The sequence below is a fragment of the Streptomyces sp. TRM49041 genome (genome assembly GCF_008271805.1).
Classification (GTDB): domain Bacteria; phylum Actinomycetota; class Actinomycetes; order Streptomycetales; family Streptomycetaceae; genus Streptomyces.
Window position 1 is genome coordinate 1 of record NZ_VSRY01000014.1, and the last position, 18,707, is coordinate 18,707.

The window sequence follows — 18,707 nt, forward strand, 5'->3', positions numbered from 1 at the left end:
GCGGGGCAACGCCCGGGGCCGCCGCCGCGTCTCAGGCCCCCGGCCCGCCGCGCGCCACGTCGTACCGCTCGCGCGCCGCGAGCACCTCCGGCATACGGCCCTCCACGAGGTGGATCAGCCCCAGGAGCCGCTCGGTGACCTCCCGGCCGAGCGGCGTCAGATCGTAGTCCACGCGCGGCGGGTTCGTCGGCTGCGCCTCACGGTGCACCAGTCCGTCCCGCTCCAGCGCGTGCAGCGTCTGGGACAGCATCTTCTCGCTGACGCCGTCCACGCGTCGCCGCAGCTCGTTGAAGCGAAGGCTGCCCTCGTGCAGCGCGCCCAGGGTCAGGCCGCCCCAGCGGCCTGTGACGTGCTCCAGTGTGCCGCGGGACGGGCACTGCTTGGCGAACACGTCGAAGGCGAGATCCTCGTCGCGGGTCACGTCCGCTGCCGCCGCTTCTCTCATACCACCACCATACGCTCCCACAGCGCTAACTGTCGGGTTGCACTAACTAGAAGTTAGTGCTTTTCTTGGAGCCGCCGACGCGGCACGCCGGTACGCAGCACGCGGCCGCCCATCCCGCCGAACCAGGAGACCCGCATGACCAAGCCTGTCGTCTCGATCGCCTACCACTCCGGCTACGGCCACACCGCCGTCATCGCCGAGGCCGTCCGCGACGGCGCCGCCTCCGCCGGAGCCACGGTCCACCTGCTCAGCGTCGACGAGCTCACGGACGCGGAGTGGGAACTGCTCGACGCCTCGGATGCGATCATCTTCGGCTCGCCCACCTACATGGGCACCGCGTCCGGCGCCTTCCATGTCTTCGCCGAGGCCACCTCCAAGCGCTGGTTCGCCGACGCCTGGCAGGACAAGCTGGCCGCCGGCTTCACCAATTCCGCCTCCAAGAGCGGCGACAAGCTGCACACCCTGCAGTTCTTCCAGATCCTCGCCGCGCAGCACGGCATGCACTGGGTGAACCTGGGTCTGAAGCCGGGCTGGAACTCCAGCACCGCGTCCGAGCACGACCTCAACCGCCTGGGAATCTTCGCCGGCGCCGGCGCCCAGACCAACAGCGACGAGGGCCCGGACGCCGTACACAAGGCGGACATCGCGACCGCCGAGCACCTCGGCCGCCGGGTCGCCGACGCCGCCCGCACCTTCATCGCGGGCCGCGCGGCCGTCACCGCCTGACGAGCACACCCACGGATACGGCCGAGGGCCCCGCCACCGAGAAGGTGACGGGGCCCTCGGCCCTATCCGTATACGGAGAACGGGTGGTCGGAACCGGTGGTCGGAACCGAGGTCAGAAGCCGAAGTTCTGGGTCCACCAGGGGCCGCCGTCCCCGAAGTGGACACCGACGCCGAGCGTCTTGAAGTCGCAGTTCAGTATGTTCGCGCGGTGGCCCTCGCTGTTCATCCACGAGGACATCACCGCCTCGGCGTCCGCCTGGCCGCGGGCGATGTTCTCGCCGCCCAGCCCCTCGACGCCCGCCTGCGCGGCCCGGTCCCAGGGGCCGTCGCCGTCCGGGTCCGTGTGGGAGAAGAAGTCCCGCGCCGCCATGTCCCTGCTGAACGCCCTGGCCAGGTCGGCGAGGTCCGACGAGGCGCGCAGCGGGCTGCAGCCCGCCTTGGCGCGCTCCTTGTTGACCAGGTCCAGCACGGCGGCCTCCGCCGCGGCCTCACGGCTGGTCGTCTTCTGCAGCGTGGTCGGCGCGGTGGTCTTCGGCGCGGTCGTCGCCGTGCGGGGCGCGGTCGTGGCGGTCTTCGTGGGCGTGGGGGACGCCGTCTTCGTACGCGGGGGCGATGAGGGCGAGGCGGTCGTCGGCGTGGGCGACGGGGTCTTCGACGGGGCCGCCAGGGACGGCGACGGGCTCGGCGTCGGCGAGGCGGAGGAGTGCGTCGCGGTCGGCGCGGCTGTGGCACCGCCCTGCGCGTTCAGCTCCGGGCTGCTCCCGGAACGTATCTGCTCGCCGGACGAGCCGCTGCCGAGGCTGAACTTCTCACCGCCGGGCAGGAGCCCCGAGGTGACGGCGACGGCACCCACCGCCATCGCGGCCGAGGCGCCGAGCAGCCCGCCCCGCGTCGGCAACCCGGCGCTCTTCTTCCGGCGCGCACCGCGGCGGCGGCCGGACGAACCGGCCGCCCCGCCGGCCGCGTACTCGTCGGCTGCGGCTGCGGCGCCGGAGCGTCGATGGCGTCCCATCTGCCCTGCCTCCTGCTTCCAGCTGCTTCCTGCTGTCTCGGGTCGATCTCTTCGATCTCCGAGCCCCGTGTTTCCGGTGTGATTCACCCGAACGAGTGAGGCTCATTGGGTGGGGACTGTACGCCATGACACGCGGGGGTGAAGTGTTGACGGCCCCATTGGCCGGTTAGCGTGCAGTCATGAACGACGACGCACGGCTCACCGCCTGGGTACGCGGACAGGTACAGGGAGTGGGCTTCCGTTGGTTCACCAGGGCCAACGCCCTGGAGATCGGCGGTCTCAACGGCTTCGCCCTGAATCTGGACGACGGCCGCGTCCAGGTCGTCGCCGAGGGCCCGAGTGAGAATTGCCACCGTCTCCTGGAGTGGCTGCGCTCCGGCGACACGCCCGGCCGTGTCGACGGGGTGACTGAGATCTGGGACACGCCGCGCGGCGGATACGACGGCTTCGCGGTCCGCTGAGACCGTCCGCCACACGGTGTCGCCGAGGGGTGTGAGAGCGTCACGGGGGCGTCCGGGCGGCCGTGCGCGCGGTCGGCTGGGGCAGAAATGACCAGGTGATTGCCGAGAAGGGGTTGTGATGGCGACCCGGGCACGCAAGGATGATCTCCACGCCCCATTAGGCACCGCGCGCGAGGCACCGCCGCACATTCAGCGGCCGCAGCCCCCGGTCGTCCCTTGATGCGGGGCGTGATCGTGTTGACCGTCAAACTTTTTGGTGAGACTCTGGAAGCCCCGCGCACCTTAGCTGTTTGGCAGTAAGAACCGCAGCGGCATCACGTACTGCCAGGCACTGCGGGTGCGATTCCCTCACGACCCACACCGCTTCGGTCGGTCACTCATTGTGGAGGACCATCCATCATGGCAAAGGCGCTTCTCGGTTATGTCGGCGGTACCGACCCGCGACTGCTCGCCGAGATGCGACGGCTTCAGCAGCGCGTCCAGGACCTGGAGTCCGAGCTGGTACGGATCCAGTCCGAGAACGACGCGCTCGCCGCTGCCGCCGCTCACCGCGAGCCGCTGCTCGAGGGCATCGACATCGACGTACCCAAGGGCGAGCCTGCGCTCACCTGACACCCGCAAGGGAACCCCGTAGCACTTGGGCCTGCGGGTTGGTGAGAAACATTCTCGCGAGAAACAGATATGCAAGGGACGCTACGGCGTCCCTTCTTTCTTTTCAGCCGGTGATCACCTGAGTGCGCGAGCGTGTTCACGCGTGTGTTCATGGAGTGTTCACCGCTGCACGCGCCGTACTTACCGACTGATCTGCCCTTCACGTTCATGGGTCAAACGAAACCCGGCCGGTAGAGTCCGGGAGCGTGCACCTCAAGGCCCTGACCCTTCGCGGTTTCAAGTCGTTCGCCTCCGCCACCACACTGCGGTTCGAACCGGGCATCACCTGCGTCGTCGGCCCCAATGGCTCCGGCAAGTCCAATGTGGTCGACGCGCTCTCCTGGGTCATGGGAGAACAGGGAGCGAAATCCCTGCGCGGCGGCAAGATGGAAGATGTGATCTTCGCCGGAACGACCGGCAGACAGCCCCTCGGACGCGCCGAGGTCTCCCTCACGATCGACAACTCCGACGGCGCGCTGCCCATCGACTACGCGGAAGTCACCATTACACGGATCATGTTCCGCAACGGTGGCAGCGAATACCAGATCAACGGAGACACCTGCCGTCTCCTCGACATCCAGGAACTCCTCAGCGACTCCGGCATCGGCCGGGAAATGCACGTCATCGTCGGGCAGGGCCGGCTCGACTCCGTCCTGCACGCCGACCCGATGGGCCGCCGCGCCTTCATCGAGGAGGCCGCGGGCGTACTCAAGCACCGCAAGCGCAAGGAGAAGGCGCTGCGGAAGCTGGACGCGATGCGGGCCAACCTCGCCCGCGTCCAGGACCTCACCGACGAGCTCCGCCGCCAGCTCAAGCCCCTCGGCCGGCAGGCCGCCGTCGCCCGCCGTGCCGCCGTCATCCAGGCCGAGCTCCGGGACGCCCGGCTGCGCCTCCTCGCCGACGACCTCGTACGGCTCCGGGAGGCGCTGAGCGCCGAGGTGGCCGACGAGGCCGCGCTCCGGGAACGCAAGGAGCAAGCCGAGGCGGAGCTGAAGGCCGCCCTGGCCCGCGAGGCCGCCCTGGAGGACGAGGTGGGACTCCTCGCGCCCCGCCTCCACCGCGCCCAGCACACCTGGTACGAGCTGTCCCGGCTGGCCGAGCGGGTGCGCGGCACGATCTCCCTGGCCGACGCCCGCGTCAAGAGCGCCACCGCGCAGCCCGTCGAGGAACGGCGCGGCCGCGATCCCGAGGACCTGGAGCGCGAAGCCGCCCGCGTCCGTGAACAGGAGGCCGAGCTGGAGGCCGCCCTGGAGGCCGCCGAGCGCGCCCTGGAGGACACCGTCGCGCACCGCGCCGAACTCGAGCGCGCCCTCGCCGCCGAGGAGCGCCGCCTCAAGGACGCCGCCCGAGCCATCGCCGACCGCCGCGAGGGCCTCGCCCGGCTCACCGGCAAGGTGGGCGCCGCCCGCTCCCGCGCCGCCGCCGCACAGGCCGAGATCGACCGGCTCACCGCCACCCGCGACGAGGCCCGGGAGCGCGCCGCCACGGCCCAGGAGGAGTACGAGCGGCTCCAGGCCGAGGTGGACGGCCTCGACGCGGACGACGCCGAACTCGTCGGCGCCCACGAGGCCGCCAAGCGCGAGCTGGTCGACGCCGAGGCCACGCTCACCACCACCCGCGAGGCAGCCACCGCGGCCGAGCGCACGCGTGCCGCCACCCAGGCCAGGCACGACGCCCTCGCGCTCGGGCTGCGCCGCAAGGACGGCACCGGCGCCCTCCTCGACGCCGCCGACCGGCTCGCCGGACTCCTCGGCCCCGCCGCCGAGCTGCTCACCGTCACCCCCGGCCACGAGGTCCCCCTCGCCGCCGCCCTGGGGGCCGCCGCCGACGCGCTCGCGGTGAACGGCCCGGCGACCGCCACCGAGGCGATCCGGCTCCTGCGCAAACAGGACGCGGGGCGCGCCGCGCTGCTCGTCGCCGGCCTCCAAGGGCCCGAGGAGCCGCGCCCGGCCCTCCCCGACGGCGTGTCCTGGGCGGCCGACCTGGTGCGCGGGCCCGAGGATCTGCTGCCGGCCGTGCGCCGCCTGCTGCGGGACATGGTGGTCGTCGGCACCCTCGAGGACGCCGAGGACCTGGTGTACGCGCGGCCCGGGCTGACCGCCGTCACCGCCGAGGGCGACCTGCTCGGCGCGCACTTCGCGCAGGGCGGCTCCGCCGGGGCGCCCAGCCTCCTGGAGGTCCAGGCGTCCGTCGACGAGGCCGCCACCGAGCTGGCCGAGCTGGCCGTACGGTGCGAAGACCTCGCCGTGCGGCAGCAGGAGGCCGCCGAGCGGCGGCGCACCCGCGCGGCGAGGGTCGAGGAGCTGGCGGAGCGGCGCAGGGCCGCCGACCGGGAGAAGTCCGGCGTCGCCCAGCGGCTGGGACGCCTCGCCGGACAGGCCAGGGGCGCCGCCGAGGAGGCCGAACGCGCGGGCGCCGCCGTGGCCCGCGCCCAGGAGGCCCTCGACCGGGCGGCGGAGGAGGCCGAGGAGCTGGCCGAGCGGCTCCTGGTCGCCGAGGAGGCGCCCGCCGAGGAGGAGCCCGACACCTCCGTACGCGACCGCCTCGCCGCCGACGGGGCCAACGCCCGCCAGACCGAGATGGAGGCCCGCCTCCAGGCCCGCACCCACGAGGAACGTGTCAAGGGCCTGGCCGGCCGGGCCGACTCCCTGGACCGCGCCGCTCGCGCCGAACGCGAGGCCCGGCTGCGGGCCGAGCGGCGCCGCACCCGGCTGCGCCACGAGGCGGAGGTCGCCGCGGCCGTCGCCTCGGGCGCCCGGCAGCTCCTCGCCCATATCGAGGTGTCCCTCGTCCGCGCCGAGCAGGAACGGTCCGCCGCCGAGACCGCCAAGGCCGCCCGCGAACAGGACCTGGCCGCCGCCCGCACCCGCGGCCGGGACCTGAAGGCCGAGTTGGACAAGCTCACCGACTCGGTGCACCGCGGCGAGGTGCTGGGCGCCGAGAAGCGGCTGCGCATCGAGCAGCTGGAGACCCGGGCCCTGGAGGAACTGGGCGTCGAACCCGCCGCGCTCGTCGCCGAGTACGGCCCCGGCCAGCCCGTGCCGCCCGCCCCGCCGGCCGACGGCGAGGAGGTCCCCGAGGACCCTGAGCACCCCCGTAACAGCGCCCGGCCGTTCGTACGGGCCGAGCAGGAGAAGCGGCTCAAGGCCGCGGAACGGGCCTACCAGCAGCTCGGCAAGGTCAACCCGCTCGCCCTGGAGGAGTTCGCGGCACTGGAGGAGCGCCACAAGTTCCTCTCGGAGCAGCTGGAGGACCTGAAGAAGACCCGCGCCGACCTTCTCCAGGTCGTCAAGGAGGTCGACGAACGTGTCGAGCAGGTCTTCACCGAGGCGTTCCGGGACACGGCCAGGGAGTTCGAGGGTGTCTTCTCGCGGCTGTTCCCGGGTGGCGAGGGGCGCCTCGTCCTGACGGACCCCGACAACATGCTGTCCACGGGCGTCGACGTCGAGGCGCGCCCGCCCGGCAAGAAGGTCAAGCGGCTGTCGCTGCTCTCCGGCGGCGAGCGGTCGCTGACGGCCGTCGCCATGCTCGTGTCGATCTTCAAGGCGCGGCCGAGTCCGTTCTATGTGATGGACGAGGTGGAGGCCGCGCTGGACGACACCAACCTCCAGCGGCTCATCCGGATCATGCAGGAGCTCCAGGAGAGCTCACAGCTGATCGTCATCACCCACCAGAAGCGGACCATGGAGGTCGCGGACGCCCTCTACGGCGTCTCGATGCAGGGGGACGGCGTCTCCAAGGTCATCAGCCAGCGTCTGCGCTGATCAGCGACTGATCTTCAATTAATGAACACAAGCTTCATAGGTCGGTCTTCAGATTCGCATCGAACAGGCTCTTGACTTCGAAACTTGAAGGCATAGTCTCTGCAACGTTGCTTTTACCTTCAAGTGCGGCCCCCGGCGACGGCGCCGGGCCCAGGAGTACACGTGACCAGCACAGCGCGGCCCCCTGCCTCCGGGGCCAGGCAGGCCCACCCCGACCACCTCAGCCACGTCATCTTCATCACGGCCGCCGCCGCGATGGGCGGCTTCCTCTTCGGCTACGACAGCTCCGTCATCAACGGCGCTGTCGAAGCCATCCGGGACCGCTACGACATCGGCTCCGGGACGCTGGCCCAGGTCATCGCCGTCGCCCTGATCGGCTGTGCCGTCGGCGCCGCGACCGCGGGCCGGATCGCCGACCGCATCGGCCGTATCCGGTGCATGCGGATCGCCGCCGTCCTCTTCACGGTCAGCGCCATCGGCTCCGCCCTGCCGTTCACCCTCTGGGACCTCGCCTTCTGGCGGGTCGTCGGCGGCTTCGCCATCGGCATGGCCTCCGTGATCGGCCCCGCGTACATCGCCGAGGTGGCACCCGCCGCCTACCGCGGCCGTCTCGGCTCCTTCCAGCAGGCCGCCATCGTCATCGGCATCGCCGTCTCCCAGCTGGTCAACTGGGCCATCCTCAACACGGCCGACGGGCAGCAGCGCGGTGAGATCGCCGGCCTGGAGGCATGGCAGTGGATGCTCGGCGTCGAGGTCCTCCCGGCCGTGCTGTACGGACTGCTCTCCTTCGCCATCCCCGAGTCGCCGCGCTTCCTGATCTCCGTCGGCCGCCGCGACCGCGCCCGCGAGGTCCTCACCGAGGTCGAGGGCCACGGCGTCGACCTCGACGCCCGCGTCGCCGAGATCGAGAACGCCATGCACCGCGAGCACAAGTCCACCTTCAAGGACCTGCTCGGCAGCCGGTTCGGCCTCCTGCCGATCGTCTGGGTCGGCATCGGCCTCTCCGTCTTCCAGCAGCTCGTCGGCATCAACGTCGCCTTCTACTACTCCGCGACGCTGAGGCAGTCGGTCGGCGTCGACCCGTCGAGCTCGTTCCTCTACTCGTTCACCACGTCGATCATCAACATCGTCGGCACCGTGATCGCGATGGTCCTCGTCGACCGGGTCGGCCGTAAGCCCCTCGCCCTCGTCGGGTCCGCCGGCATGGCCGTCGCCCTCGCCTGCGAGGCGTGGGCCTTCTCCGCCGACCTCGTGGACGGCAGGCTGCCCGGCACCCAGGGCGTCGTCGCCCTGGTCGCCGCGCACGCCTTCGTCCTGTTCTTCGCCCTCTCGTGGGGCGTGGTGGTCTGGGTCCTCCTCGGCGAGATGTTCCCCAACCGCATCCGCGCCGCGGCCCTCGGCATCGCCGCCTCCGCCCAGTGGGTGGCCAACTGGGTGATCACCGCGAGCTTCCCGTCCCTCGCGGAGTGGAATCTGTCCGGCACCTACGTCATCTACACGGTCTTCGCCGTGCTCTCCATCCCCTTCGTGCTCAAGTTCGTGAAGGAGACCAAGGGCAAGGCGTTGGAGGAGATGGGCTAATCCCCGCTGCCCCTCTCCTCGATCTCCCGACTGCCCCGGCCCGCCCCTTCCGCGCGCGCCGGGGCAGTCGGCCGTCCCGGTACGCCGTACACCACGGCCGCCACCAGCACGGTCACCACCCAGCCGAGCCCGTTACGGCCCGGCCAGCTGTCCGCCAGCGGCCCCGCGAACCAGTCCACCCGGGTGAACAGCAGCCCCACCGCCAGTGCCGCACCCCACCCGGCCACGGCCCGCCACGCGAACCCGCCGCGGTACCAGTACGCACTCGACCGGCCCGTGTCCAGCAGCGCCGTACCGTCGTACGACCTCCGTCGCAGCATGTCCGCGCCGAACACGCCGATCCACGCGGAGAACGCCACCCCCAACAGCGTCAGGAACGACAGGAACGCCCCCAGGAAGCTGCTCACCACCAGCATCAGCAGAAGACCCAGCACCAGGCTGATGACCGCGTTCACCGCCACCGCCCAGCCACGTGGCAGCCGCACCCCGAGCGTCTGAGCGGTGAAGCCCGCCGAATACATCGACAGCGCGTTGATCAGCAGCATGCCGACCAGCGCGATCAGCAGATACGGCACAGAGAGCCAGAGCGGCAGCAGGGCCCCGATGAACGACACGGGGTCATGGGTCTGCGCCAGGCCCGGCGTCGACACCGCCATCACCGTGCCCATCAGCACCAGCGGCACCACCACGACCGCCGCCCCCGCGACCGTCGCACCGACCATGGCCCGGCTCGACGCCGTACGCGGCAGATAGCGCGTGAAGTCCGGCGCCGACGGCGCCCAGCTGATCGCCCCGGCCGCGAGCGTCCCCACCCCCACCGCCATCATCGACGCCTGCCCCGGCGGCCGCCCGAACACCGCACCCCAGTCGGTCCGCGCGATCAGATGGACGAGGATCAGCACCGAGAACGCCCCGAACAGATACGCCGACCAGCGGCAGCACACCCGGAGCGCCCCGATCCCCAGCCCCGACAGCAGGAATGTCGCCCCGACGAAGAGCAGCAGCGTCACCACGACGAGCGGTGTGCCGCCCCGCACCCCGAAGAGCAGGTCCAGGACGCTCAGCAGCGCGTACGCGCCGGTCACCGCGTTGATCGTCTCCCAGCCCCACCGAGCCGCCCAGATCAGTGCCCCCGGCAGCAGGTTCCCGCGCTGCCCGAAGACCGCACGCGACAGCGCCATGCCCGGCGCCCCGCCGCGCTTCCCCGCGATCGAGACCAGACCCACGATCCCGAACGAGACGAGCGGCGCCGTCACCGCGACGACCAGCACCTGCCAGAAGTTCAGCCCGTGCAGAACCACCAGGCCCGCGCCCACGGTGAGCAGCAGCACCGTGATGTTCGCCGCGACCCACGTCGGGAAAAGCTCACGGACCCGGCCCACGCGCTCGGCGTCAGGCACGGGCTCCAGACCCCGCCTCTCATACATTCACCGCAGAATTGCCCAAATGGGACGTCGCGGCAAGAGGGCGCGGCAGCGGCTTCACGCATACTGGACGGACCATGGAATTCGTCATCCTTGCTGTAGTAATCGCCCTGGTCGCGGTCGGAGTGATCAGCGGCCTCGTCGTCAGCAGCCGCCGGAAGAGGCAGCTGCCGCCGCCCGGGGCCCCGTCGACCACGCCGACCATCACCGCTCCGCCCGCCGAACCGCATGTCGGCGAGGAGGCGGAGACACCGCGCGAAGAACCGCGCCGAACCATCGAGGAGGTCGACCTCCCGACCGCCGAGGAGATCGTCGAGGAGCCGACCGCGGTCGAGGACCCGGTCATGGCCGCGCCTCCGGTCCGTGAGATCGAGGTCCCGGCGCCGACCGCCGGCCGCCTCGTCCGGCTGCGCGCCCGCCTCGCCCGCTCCCAGAACTCCCTCGGCAAGGGGCTGCTCACGCTCCTCTCGCGTGAGCGCCTCGACGAGGAGACATGGGAGGAGGTCGAGGACACCCTCCTCACCGCGGACGTCGGTGTCGCCCCGACGCAGGAGCTCGTGGAGCGCCTCCGCGAGCGCGTCCGCGTCCTGGGCACACGCGCCCCGGAAGAGCTGCGCACGCTCCTCCGTGAAGAGCTCCTCACCCTGCTGGGTCCCGACTTCGACCGCACCGTCAAGACAGAGGGCGGCCTCGACACCCCCGGCGTCGTGATGGTCGTCGGCGTGAACGGCACCGGCAAGACCACCACGACCGGCAAGCTGGCGCGCGTCCTGGTCGCCGACGGCCGCTCCGTCGTGCTGGGCGCCGCCGACACGTTCCGCGCGGCCGCCGCCGACCAGCTCCAGACCTGGGGCGAGCGTGTCGGCGCCCGTACGGTACGGGGGCCGGAGGGCGGCGACCCGGCGTCCATCGCCTTCGACGCGGTGAAGGAAGGTATCGCCGAGGGCGCCGACGTCGTGCTCATCGACACCGCGGGCCGCCTGCACACCAAGGCCGGCCTCATGGACGAGCTCGGCAAGGTCAAGCGTGTCGTCGAGAAGCACGGCCCGCTGGACGAGGTCCTGCTCGTCCTGGACGCCACCACCGGCCAGAACGGCCTGGTACAGGCCCGCGTCTTCGCCGAGGTCGTCGACATCACCGGCATCGTCCTCACCAAGCTGGACGGCACGGCCAAGGGCGGCATCGTCGTAGCCGTCCAACGCGAGCTCGGCGTTCCCGTCAAGCTCGTCGGCCTGGGTGAGGGCCCCGACGACCTGGCCCCCTTCGAGCCCGAAGCCTTCGTGGACGCGCTCATCGGCGAACCGACGGCCTGACGCGGCCGCGGAGTCCGTAGCCCGGGGGAGGGTGGGCGCAAGGGACGCTGCCCCCTCCGGGCTCACCTCCTCGGGGGCGGCTGCCCCGGGCGATGGAGACCCGTCGGTCGGCCGATGCCGCCGGCCCCTGCGGGGACGTCCCTCAGGCCCCTGAGCGGTGGCAGATGTAGGCCAAGGTGCCCAGCAGCAACCGCGCCTGCGGCGGCGCGTGCGTGGCGTCCAGGGACGGGGCCCGCAGCCAGCGGACCGGGCCGAGGCCCGCGTGGTCCGACGGCGGGGCCGTGATCCAGGAGCCCGCCCCCAGGCAGTGCAGATCCAGATCCGCGTCGTCCCACCCCATCCGGTACAGCAGCCGCGGCAGCTCCGCCGCCGCACCGGGCGCGACGAAGAACTGCGCCCGCCCCGTAGGCGTCACGCACACCGGCCCCAGCGGCAGCCCCATCCGCTCCAGCCGCACCAGCGCCCGGCGCCCCGCCTCCTCGGCGACCTCCAGTACGTCGAACGACCGCCCGACCGGCAGCAGCAGCGCCGCACCCGGGAACCCCGACCACGCCTCGGCGACCGCGTCCAGCGACGCCCCGGCGGGCACCTCGGGGGCGAACCCCAGCGGATGGGCCCCCGGCGCCGTACAAGCGGCGTCGCCGCACGAGCACGCTCCGGACGCCGCGCGGGCCCCCGGCGCCACGTCCCAGCCCCACAGGCCGGTGTACTCCGCCACCACGGTGCACTCCGCCGCCCTGGTCGCACGGCGGCGGGCCCCGGACAACGTCAACCCTGTGAGGCCGGTCAATCCCGTCCATCCGGACCGCATTTCGCGGATGCGCGTGCCGCCGATCGTGAAGCCCATGCCCCCTCCAACGGGTTGAACTCGCCGGTGGTTACGACCCGGAGTCTTGTCGTGACACTGTGTCGCACGGTCCCTCGTTCGGGTGGCGTGCGGAGGCGCGCAGGGTGGCGTAGCACCTTTCGAGCGCTGCCTCACACGTCAGCGCGCCGGGCTCCCGATCGTCATGTGTCAAGTGAATCGCGCCCCGCGCCGGGCGAGTTCATTCGAAGGGGTGGCGAATGGTGGCGTTTATGGAATCGGGCTCGCGGGGCGGGTGATCGTAGGGCTACTTTCGGTGCACGAACTCCGGGTAGCGTCTGCACCCGTGGGTATGCCCGAGGCAAGGCGGCGTCCGGTTCGAAGGGTGCGAACCCCGGACGCGGGACCACAACTGACGGCATTCTGACAAGGGTTCGGGCAATACGGCGAGACGGCGGATGGGGGCCTTTCAGTGGGCGGCAGCGGCACAGACGGTACGAATGCCGGTAAGCGCCCGAACGACCAGCTCAGCTCGTGGTTCGTGCGCAGCGGCTGGTCGAAGGGCGAGCTCGCGCGTCAAGTGAACCGCCGGGCACGCCAGATGGGCGCACACCACATCAGCACGGACACCTCCCGCGTAAGGCGCTGGCTCGACGGCGAACAGCCGCGCGAGCCCATCCCGCGCATCCTCTCGGAGCTGTTCTCCGAACGCTTCGGCACCGTCGTCGCCATCGAGGACCTCGGGCTGCGCACGGCCCACCAGTCACCCTCGGTGTCCGGCGTCGACCTCCCCTGGGCAGGTCCGCAGACCGTCTCGCTCCTCAGCGAGTTCTCCCGGAGCGACCTCATGCTTGCCCGACGCGGATTCCTCGGCTCCTCGCTCGCCCTCGCCGCCGGCCCCTCCCTCATCGAGCCGATGCAGCGCTGGCTGGTGCCCACCCCCGCGACCGACCGCGCCGGGCCGCCGTCCCAAGGCCGCCGCCCCTACCGGCTCTCCAAGGCCGAACTGGAGATGCTGGAGTCCACCACCACCATGTTCCGCAAATGGGACGCCCAGTGCGGCGGCGGGCTGCGCCGCAAGGCCGTGGTGGGCCAGCTCCACGAGGTCACCGACCTGCTCCAGGAGCCACAGGCCGGCGCCACCTCCCAGCGCCTCTTCCGCTGCGCGGCCGAACTGGCCGAGCTCGCCGGGTGGATGAGCTACGACGTGGGCCTCCACCCCACCGCCCAGAAGTATTTCGTCCTCGCCCTCCACGCCGCCAAGGAAGCCGGCGACAAGCCCCTCGGCTCGTACATCCTCTCGTCCATGAGCCGCCAGATGATCCACCTCGGGCGGCCCGACGACGCCCTGGAACTCATCCACCTCGCCCAGTACGGCAGCCGCGACTGCGCCACCTCCCGGACCCAGTCGATGCTGTATGCGATGGAGGCCCGCGCGTACGCCAATATGGGCCAGCCCAGCAAGTGCAAGCGGGCCGTGCGGATGGCCGAGGACACCTTCGCCGACGCCGGGCTCGACGACGGTCCTGAGCCCGACTGGATCCGCTTCTTCTCCGAGGCCGAACTCAACGGCGAGAACTCCCACTCCTTCCGCGACCTCGCCTACGTCGCGGGCCGCAGCCCCACCTACGCCTCCCTCGCCGAACCCGTCATGGAACGGGCCGTCGACCTCTTCGCGAAGGACCAGGAGCACCAGCGCTCCTACGCCCTGAACCTCGTCGGCATGGCCACCGTCCACCTGCTCAAGCGCGAACCCGAACAGGCCACGGCCCGAGCGGCGGACGCCCTCACGGTCGCCCGCCGCGTCCGCTCCGAGCGCGTCAACACCCGGCTCCGCAAGACCGTCGACACCGCCGTACGCGACTTCGGCGACGTGGCGGAGGTCGTCCGGCTCACCGAGCGCCTCGCCACCGAACTGCCGGAGACCGTCGAGGCCGTCTGACCCGAGCCGACGGGCCCTCCCGCGGGCCCTCCGGCAGGCGCCCCACCCGGGCCCCCACCAGGCCCGCTCACCAAGACCCCGGCCGCGACAGCCACCCCGTACAGCCCGACTCGGTTCCCCCACCGCCAGGTCAACGGGTAGCTGTCGCGGCCGGTCCATGACAGGGGCAGAGGATACGCCGTGACACATCCGTGACCCGGCGGTTCACGGCGACGTAACACACCCGCCCTCTTCGTCACTGCGCCGAAACATCGAGTGGCATCTGCGGAAACCGCGCTGCGCCAACCTCCTGCGACATAACCGGCCACCCCTCATAGCCGCGCAGCCCCCGCTCCGCGCCCCCGCACAGGCCGACCGACGACGAGGAGAACGCCGATGCCCCCAGGCATCCTGACGCTTGCCGCAGAGGAAGCTCCCACCCTCTCTGCCGCCAACACCGGATTCATGCTCATCTGCTCCGCCCTGGTGATGCTCATGACCCCGGGCCTGGCCTTCTTCTACGGAGGCATGGTCCGCGTCAAGAGCACCCTGAACATGCTGATGATGAGTTTCATCAGCCTCGGGATCGTCACCATCCTCTGGGTGCTCTACGGCTTCAGCATCGCCTTCGGTACCGACATCGGATCGGTCATCGGCTGGTCCTCCGACTTCGCCGGCATGAGCGGCATCGGCCGCGACGCCCTCTGGGGCGAGACGAACATCCCGATCTTCGTCTTCGCCGTCTTCCAGCTGATGTTCGCGATCATCACCCCCGCCCTGATCAGCGGCGCCCTCGCCGACCGCGTCAAGTTCGGCGCCTGGGTCCTCTTCATCACCCTCTGGGTCACCGTCGTCTACTTCCCGGTCGCCCACTGGGTCTGGGGTGACGGCGGCTGGCTCTTCGACATGGGCGTCATCGACTTCGCCGGCGGTACCGCCGTCCACATCAACGCCGGTGCGGCCGCCCTCGGCGTGATCCTGGTCATCGGCAAGCGCGTCGGCTTCAAGAAGGACCCGATGCGGCCGCACAGCCTGCCGCTCGTCATGCTCGGCGCCGCCCTCCTGTGGTTCGGCTGGTTCGGCTTCAACGCCGGCTCGTGGCTCGGCAACGACGACGGCGTCGGCGCGGTGATGTTCATCAACACCCAGATCGCCACCGCCGCCGCCGTGCTCGCCTGGCTCGCCTACGAGAAGATCCGCCACGGCGCCTGCACCACCCTCGGTGCCGCCTCCGGCGCAGTCGCCGGCCTCGTCGCCATCACGCCGGCCGGCGGCTCCGTGAGCCCCCTCGGCGCGATCGCCGTCGGCGCCATCGCCGGTCTCCTCTGCGCCATGGCCGTCGGCCTCAAGTACAAGTTCGGCTACGACGACTCCCTCGACGTCGTCGGCGTCCACCTCGTCGGCGGTGTCATCGGCTCGCTCCTCGTCGGCTTCTTCGCCACCGGCGGCGTCCAGTCCGACGCCAAGGGCCTCTTCTACGGCGGCGGCGTCGACCAGTTGATCAAGCAGGCCATCGGTGTCGTCGCGGTCCTCGCCTACTCTCTGATCGTCTCCGCCGTCCTCGCCCTGATCATCCACAAGACCATGGGCATGCGGGTCAGCGAGGACGACGAGATCTCCGGTATCGACCAGGTCGAGCACGCCGAGACCGCGTACGACTTCAGCGGAGCCGGCGGCGGCGCCGCCCCCCGCAAGTCCGTGCCCGCGGCCGGTGAGACCGTGGCAGCAGCGCAGCAGAAGAAGGTGGACGCATGAAGCTCATCACCGCGATCGTCAAGCCGCACCGGCTCGACGAGATCAAAGAGGCCCTCCAGGCATTCGGAGTCCATGGCCTGACCGTCACGGAGGCCAGCGGCTACGGACGCCAGCGCGGCCACACCGAGGTCTACCGCGGCGCCGAGTACACCGTCGACCTCGTCCCGAAGATCCGCATCGAGGTCCTCGTCGAGGACGACGACGCCGAACAGCTCATCGACGTCGTCGTCAAGGCGGCCCGCACCGGCAAGATCGGTGACGGCAAGGTGTGGAGCGTCCCCGTCGAGACCGCCGTACGTGTCCGCACCGGCGAGCGCGGACCCGACGCACTGTAAGGGAGCTGCTGGGTGACGAGCCTCGAAGCGACAGAGAAGACCGAAGACTCGGGACCCAGCGGTTACGCGGCGGCCCGGTTGCGCCTCCTCCAGCAGGAGGCGCGGCCCGGGCCGCCGCGCCGTGCCGCCCTGGCCCGGCTCACCGACGACTGGCTGGCCGCACTCCACGCCGCCGCCGCCCCGCCCCGCGGCACCGCCCTCGTAGCCGTCGGCGGCTACGGGCGCGGCGAACTCTCGCCGCGCAGCGACCTCGACCTGCTCCTCCTCCACGACGGAACCGCCGACCCCGGCGCCGTCGCCGCCCTCGCCGACCGCATCTGGTACCCGGTCTGGGACCTCGGCCTCGCCCTCGACCACTCCGTACGCACCCCCGGCGAAGCACGCAAGACCGCCGGCGAGGACCTCAAGGTCCAGCTCGGGCTGCTCGACGCCCGGCCCGTCGCCGGAGACCTCGGCCTCGTCGCCGGCCTCCGCACCGCCGTCCTCGCCGACTGGCGCAACCTGGCACCCAAGCGCCTCCCCGAACTCAACGAGCTCTGCCAGGAGCGCGCCGAACGCCAGGGCGAACTGCCCTACCTCCTCGAACCCGACCTCAAGGAAGCCCGCGGCGGACTCCGCGACGCCACCGCCCTGCGCGCCGTAGCCGCCTCCTGGCTCGCCGACGCCCCCCGCGAAGGGCTCGCCGACGCCGCCCGCGCCCTCCTCGACACCCGCGACGCCCTCCACCTCACCACCGGACGCGCCACCGACCGGCTCGCCCTCCAGGAACAGGACCAGGTCGCCAAGGCCCTCGGCCTCCTCGACGCCGACACCCTGCTCCGCGAGGTCTACGAGGCCGCCCGCACCATCTCGTACGCCTCCGACGTCACCTGGCGCGAGGTCAACCGCGTCCTGCGCGCCCGCTCCGCCCGCCCACGGCTCCGCGCCCTCCTCGGCGGCGGCAAACCCCAGCCGGAGCGCACCCCGCTCGCCGAAGGCGTCGTAGAGATGGACGGCGAGGCCGTCCTCGCCCGGACCGCCAAGCCCGAACGCGACCCGGTCCTGCCGCTCCGCGCCGCCGCCGCGGCCGCCCAGTCCGGCCTCACCCTCTCCCGGCACGCCGTACGCCGCCTCGCCACCACGGCCAAACCGCTGCCCGTGCCCTGGCCCGCCGAGGCCCGCGAACAGCTCGTCACCCTCCTCGGCGCAGGCGAACCGACCGTCGCAGTCTGGGAGGCCCTGGAGGCCGAGGGCCTGGTGACCCGGCTCATCCCCGACTGGGAACGCGTACGGTGCCGGCCACAGCGCAACCCCGTGCACACCTGGACCGTCGACCGCCACCTCGTCGAGGCCGCCGTACGCGCCTCGTCCCTCACCCGCCACGTCGGCCGCCCCGACCTGCTCCTCGTCGCCGCCCTCCTGCACGACATCGGCAAGGGCTGGCCGGGCGACCACTCCGTCGCCGGCGAGACCATCGCCCGCGACGTCGCCGCCCGCATCGGCTTCGACCAGGCCGACGCCGCCGTTCTCGCCACTCTCGTCCGCCACCACCTGCTGCTCGTCGACACCGCGACCCGCCGCGACCTCGACGACCCGGCCACCGTCCACTCCGTCGCCAAGGCCGTGGGCAGCGTCTCCACACTGGAGCTCCTGCACGCCCTCACCGAGGCCGACGCACTGGCGACCGGGCCCGCCGCCTGGTCCTCATGGCGGGCCTCACTCGTCGCGGACCTGGTCGAGCGGGTGGCCGGAGCCCTGGCCGGCGACGCCCCGCCCGCACCCGAGCCGCCCGCGCCCAGTGCCGAGGAGGAGCGCCTGGCGGTCGAGGCCCTCCGTACGGGTGAGCCGGTCCTGGACCTGCACGCCCAGAGCGCGACGTCGGCGCAGGAGGGCGACGACCCCGAGCCGGTCGGCGTGGAGCTCCTCATCGCCCTGCCCGACCAGCCGGGCGTCCTGCCGGCCGTCGCCGGGGTCCTCGCCCTGCACCGGCTCACCGTCCGCTCGGCCGACCTGCGGGCCATCGACCTCCCGGCGGAGCTCGGCCCCGGGACCAGCTCGGTACTGGTCCTGAACTGGCGTGTCGCCGCCGAGTACGGCTCCCTCCCGCAGGCCGCCCGCCTCCGCGCCGACCTCGTCCGCGCCCTGGACGGCTCCCTGGACATCCGCTCCCGCCTCGCGGAACGGGAGGCCGCGTATCCCAGGCGGCGGGGCGTGCAGGCCCCGCCGCCGCGCGTGACGGTCGCCCCGACCGGCTCGTTCCGGGCGACGGTCATCGAGGTCCGCGCCCAGGACGCACCGGGGCTGCTGCACCGCATCGGGCGGGGACTGGAGGGCGCGGACGTGCGGGTGCGGAGTGCGCACGTGAGCACGCTGGGTGCCAACGCGGTGGACGCCTTCTACGTGACGGATGTCAAGGGAGCGCCATTGCCCGGGGAGGAGGCGTCGGGGCTGGCCCGGACCCTGGAGGAGACATTGCGCGCGTGACCTGACGGCGGCCTGTCCGTCAACCGGATGCGTTCCCCGCTGATGCGGGGT

At 71.8% G+C, this 18,707-nt stretch carries 14 protein-coding genes; 10 read left to right on the forward strand and 4 right to left on the reverse strand.

Annotated elements, in window-relative coordinates; genetic code table 11:
• Positions 1–31: 31 nt before the first annotated feature.
• Positions 32–445 (reverse strand): helix-turn-helix domain-containing protein, encoded by a 414-nt coding sequence (locus tag FVS66_RS00280; protein WP_149178902.1) that lies wholly within the window; start codon positions 443–445, stop codon positions 32–34.
• A 135-nt stretch (positions 446–580) separates the two neighbouring features.
• Here FVS66_RS00280 and FVS66_RS00285 point away from each other — a divergent pair, with 135 nt between their 5' ends.
• Positions 581–1,171, forward strand: a complete 591-nt coding sequence (locus tag FVS66_RS00285; protein WP_149178903.1) for a flavodoxin family protein — start codon at positions 581–583, stop codon at positions 1,169–1,171.
• A 112-nt stretch (positions 1,172–1,283) separates the two neighbouring features.
• Here FVS66_RS00285 and FVS66_RS00290 read toward each other — a convergent pair whose 3' ends face one another.
• Positions 1,284–2,183, reverse strand: coding sequence for a CAP domain-containing protein (locus tag FVS66_RS00290; RefSeq protein ID WP_149178904.1), 900 nt, complete (start codon positions 2,181–2,183; stop codon positions 1,284–1,286).
• A 179-nt stretch (positions 2,184–2,362) separates the two neighbouring features.
• Here FVS66_RS00290 and FVS66_RS00295 point away from each other — a divergent pair, with 179 nt between their 5' ends.
• From FVS66_RS00295 to FVS66_RS00310, 4 genes are all read left to right on the forward strand, one after another.
• Positions 2,363–2,644, forward strand: a complete 282-nt coding sequence (locus FVS66_RS00295) for an acylphosphatase (protein ID WP_149178905.1) — start codon at positions 2,363–2,365, stop codon at positions 2,642–2,644.
• A gap of 399 nt (positions 2,645–3,043) precedes the next feature.
• A complete protein-coding gene (locus FVS66_RS00300; RefSeq protein ID WP_149178906.1) occupies positions 3,044–3,256 on the forward strand; it encodes a hypothetical protein in 213 nt (70 codons plus the stop codon).
• Positions 3,257–3,501: 245 nt separating this feature from the next.
• Complete coding sequence (gene smc, locus FVS66_RS00305; protein WP_149178907.1) at positions 3,502–7,059, forward strand: chromosome segregation protein SMC; 3,558 nt, start codon at positions 3,502–3,504, stop codon at positions 7,057–7,059.
• A 162-nt stretch (positions 7,060–7,221) separates the two neighbouring features.
• On the forward strand, positions 7,222–8,640 hold the full coding sequence (locus FVS66_RS00310; protein ID WP_149178908.1) for a sugar porter family MFS transporter: 1,419 nt from the start codon (positions 7,222–7,224) through the stop codon (positions 8,638–8,640).
• Here FVS66_RS00310 and FVS66_RS00315 read toward each other — a convergent pair.
• Positions 8,637–10,067: a cytosine permease gene (locus FVS66_RS00315; protein ID WP_149178909.1), complete on the reverse strand. Its 1,431-nt coding sequence runs from the start codon at positions 10,065–10,067 to the stop codon at positions 8,637–8,639. The genes FVS66_RS00310 and FVS66_RS00315 overlap by 4 nt on opposite strands.
• Positions 10,068–10,141: 74 nt before the next feature.
• Between FVS66_RS00315 and ftsY the strand changes: the two genes are divergently transcribed.
• On the forward strand, positions 10,142–11,377 hold the full coding sequence (gene ftsY / locus FVS66_RS00320) for a signal recognition particle-docking protein FtsY (protein WP_149178910.1): 1,236 nt from the start codon (positions 10,142–10,144) through the stop codon (positions 11,375–11,377).
• 142 nt (positions 11,378–11,519) lie between these two features.
• Here the strand turns inward: ftsY and FVS66_RS00325 are convergent, their stop codons facing one another.
• Positions 11,520–12,224 (reverse strand): bifunctional DNA primase/polymerase, encoded by a 705-nt coding sequence (locus FVS66_RS00325; RefSeq protein WP_149178911.1) that lies wholly within the window; start codon positions 12,222–12,224, stop codon positions 11,520–11,522.
• Positions 12,225–12,654: 430 nt separating this feature from the next.
• On the opposite strand from FVS66_RS00325, the gene FVS66_RS00330 reads away from it, so the two are divergent.
• From FVS66_RS00330 to FVS66_RS00345, 4 genes are all read left to right on the forward strand, one after another.
• A complete protein-coding gene (locus tag FVS66_RS00330; protein ID WP_149178912.1) occupies positions 12,655–14,124 on the forward strand; it encodes a hypothetical protein in 1,470 nt (489 codons plus the stop codon).
• A 375-nt stretch (positions 14,125–14,499) separates the two neighbouring features.
• Positions 14,500–15,858, forward strand: a complete 1,359-nt coding sequence (locus FVS66_RS00335) for an ammonium transporter (protein ID WP_149178913.1) — start codon at positions 14,500–14,502, stop codon at positions 15,856–15,858.
• Positions 15,855–16,193, forward strand: coding sequence for a P-II family nitrogen regulator (locus FVS66_RS00340; protein ID WP_058944845.1), 339 nt, complete (start codon positions 15,855–15,857; stop codon positions 16,191–16,193). The genes FVS66_RS00335 and FVS66_RS00340 overlap by 4 nt, the downstream gene beginning before the upstream one ends.
• A 12-nt stretch (positions 16,194–16,205) precedes the next feature.
• The gene (locus FVS66_RS00345) at positions 16,206–18,656 is read left to right on the forward strand and encodes a [protein-PII] uridylyltransferase (RefSeq protein ID WP_149178914.1); all 2,451 of its coding nucleotides are present in this window, start codon (positions 16,206–16,208) and stop codon (positions 18,654–18,656) included.
• The last annotated feature ends 51 nt before the right edge of the window (positions 18,657–18,707 follow it).

Coding starts and splice junctions, on each gene's coding strand:
- FVS66_RS00280 (WP_149178902.1), bottom strand. CDS start 445: ATGAGAGAAGCGGCGGCAGCGGACGTGACCCGCGACGAGGATCTCGCC.
- FVS66_RS00285 (WP_149178903.1), top strand. CDS start 581: ATGACCAAGCCTGTCGTCTCGATCGCCTACCACTCCGGCTACGGCCAC.
- FVS66_RS00290 (WP_149178904.1), bottom strand. CDS start 2,183: ATGGGACGCCATCGACGCTCCGGCGCCGCAGCCGCAGCCGACGAGTAC.
- FVS66_RS00295 (WP_149178905.1), top strand. CDS start 2,363: ATGAACGACGACGCACGGCTCACCGCCTGGGTACGCGGACAGGTACAG.
- FVS66_RS00300 (WP_149178906.1), top strand. CDS start 3,044: ATGGCAAAGGCGCTTCTCGGTTATGTCGGCGGTACCGACCCGCGACTG.
- FVS66_RS00315 (WP_149178909.1), bottom strand. CDS start 10,067: ATGTATGAGAGGCGGGGTCTGGAGCCCGTGCCTGACGCCGAGCGCGTG.
- ftsY (WP_149178910.1), top strand. CDS start 10,142: ATGGAATTCGTCATCCTTGCTGTAGTAATCGCCCTGGTCGCGGTCGGA.
- FVS66_RS00325 (WP_149178911.1), bottom strand. CDS start 12,224: ATGGGCTTCACGATCGGCGGCACGCGCATCCGCGAAATGCGGTCCGGA.
- FVS66_RS00335 (WP_149178913.1), top strand. CDS start 14,500: ATGCCCCCAGGCATCCTGACGCTTGCCGCAGAGGAAGCTCCCACCCTC.
- FVS66_RS00340 (WP_058944845.1), top strand. CDS start 15,855: ATGAAGCTCATCACCGCGATCGTCAAGCCGCACCGGCTCGACGAGATC.